The organism is Streptomyces sp. NPDC005574, from assembly GCF_040605435.1.
GTDB lineage: Bacteria > Actinomycetota > Actinomycetes > Streptomycetales > Streptomycetaceae > Streptomyces.
In genome coordinates this window covers 1-1788 of the sequence record NZ_JBEXCW010000292.1, presented here as the reverse complement: position 1 = coordinate 1788, position 1788 = coordinate 1, and the positions used below count along the sequence as shown (strand labels likewise).

Genomic DNA, 1788 nt, shown 5'->3' with positions numbered 1-1788 from the left:
GCACGAGAGATCTACCGACTCCTCATCCCCACCACGAAGCCCAGCGGACCGGCGACCCCCGCCCCAACCGGACCTTGACATCCATAGGGGCATCAACACCGCGCAGAGGGATGCGCTTGGGCCGTTCGGTGCTCACATCCTGAACGATTCGCTGTGTATACGGCGGTCAGGGACTCCCGCGCCGCGTAGCGCCCCGTATACCGACTGCGCGAAGCCGGGCGGACCGCACATGAAAACGTCATGGTTCGCGATGTCTGGGATCTTAAGCTTCAAGGACTCCGCAGAGAGATCTGGCTGCTCGCCCTTGGGACCGTTGACCTCCCGTAGTAGCCGGGCACCACGCTCCGAGGCAATCTTCTCCAGCTCGTCCCACAGGGCCAAGTCCTGGGTACTGCGGGCCCGGTAAAGCAGGGTGATGTCGCCCGCTGCGCCAGGCAACGTCTCAAACAGAGTCCGCATCGGCGTGATGCCTACGCCTCCTGCGATGAGTAGCACCTTGTCCCGACTGCGACGGGAGCCAGTAAGCGAGCCGTACGGCCCTTCAGCCCACACGCGTGTTCCAGGCCGGAGCTCCCGCAGCGCCTTACTGTGGTCACCGATGCCCTTTACCGTAATCCGCAGCAGATTAGGACGAGGTATCGCCGATAGCGAATACGGATGCGAGCTAAATCGCATACCCGGCGCTAGGAACCGCCAGCGGAAAAATTGTCCCGCCTCCGCCCCGATCCGATGCAGCATCTTGCCGCTGATCAAGACGGACACAATGCCTGGCGCTTCCTCGTTGACAGCCTCGACCCGCATACCGTGACGTAGATTCAACCGTAGTGGGACGATAATGCGGTACCAGACAACGAGCGCAGTAACCGCGCTATACAGTATGTACCACGAAGTCTTCGCTGCCGGCTCAATAGCGAAGTCATTACCCGTTGTGATCTGGTGCCAGAAAGTCAGGAAAACCGCAGCGTATGCAAGGAGGTGAACGTGATACCAGGAGTCGTATGGCAGCCGACGGCGGATCCTGCCGATCGATGTTATACCAACTAGCATGAAAAGAATGGCGCCGATGGCGGCTTTACCCATATCTGGTAGCTGGTTGATAGTATCGATCGTCTGCTGGACTATGTCGTTGAGTGACTTGCCAGCCTGTAGAGAGTACGCCCACATGGTGAAGAAAACGTGCGCGACAACCAGGCAGAGGCTGTATCGGCCAGACATCGCATGCCAGCGTGACACTCGGTCTGAGCCGACGCGCCGTTCTAGCGCAGGCACACGCGCCATCTGCAGCACGACGAGAGCCATGAGATAGCCAGCGAGCAAACCTGTGATCCGGCCTACATTGAGGATCCTACCCTCGGTGTCGCCGATGGCTGGCGTGTCGTGCCACCACAGCCAAAGCACCGCCCCCGCGCCTGCCCACACGGCGAACAGTAGCGGGATGGCAGGGGAACGGCGCGGGTGGATGCGGCGCATGGTCTGTCGACGAGCGGCACGTCCCCCAGCGAGCGGGGCAGTCATGATTCCTCCGTATAAGGTTGACCTATAAATAGACGTGCTCCACCTATCCCCCAGCGTGAGCAGGCACTACTCAATTGAGCTTTTTTCAGGGGTGACACCTGCGGTGATCTTGACTCATGTGGTGGGCTCATACTGGATAACCGGGGCAGGCCACCCAGGGCGCCGGGATGGTCGAGGCTGGCATTGTCAGGTTGGGCGAGCGTTCGGGGTTGTGAGCCGGTTCGGGACGTGTCTGGCCGTGGTGGTGACGGTGGTTCAGGCCGTGGTGGGCGG

The 1788-nt window shown here is 60.9% G+C and carries 1 protein-coding gene; it reads right to left on the bottom strand.

What is annotated here, in order from left to right; genetic code table 11:
- Positions 1 to 132: 132 nt before the first annotated feature.
- A complete protein-coding gene (locus ABZT03_RS44230; RefSeq protein ID WP_356049972.1) occupies positions 133 to 1515 on the bottom strand; it encodes a ferredoxin reductase family protein in 1383 nt (460 codons plus the stop codon).
- Positions 1516 to 1788 lie beyond the last annotated feature (273 nt).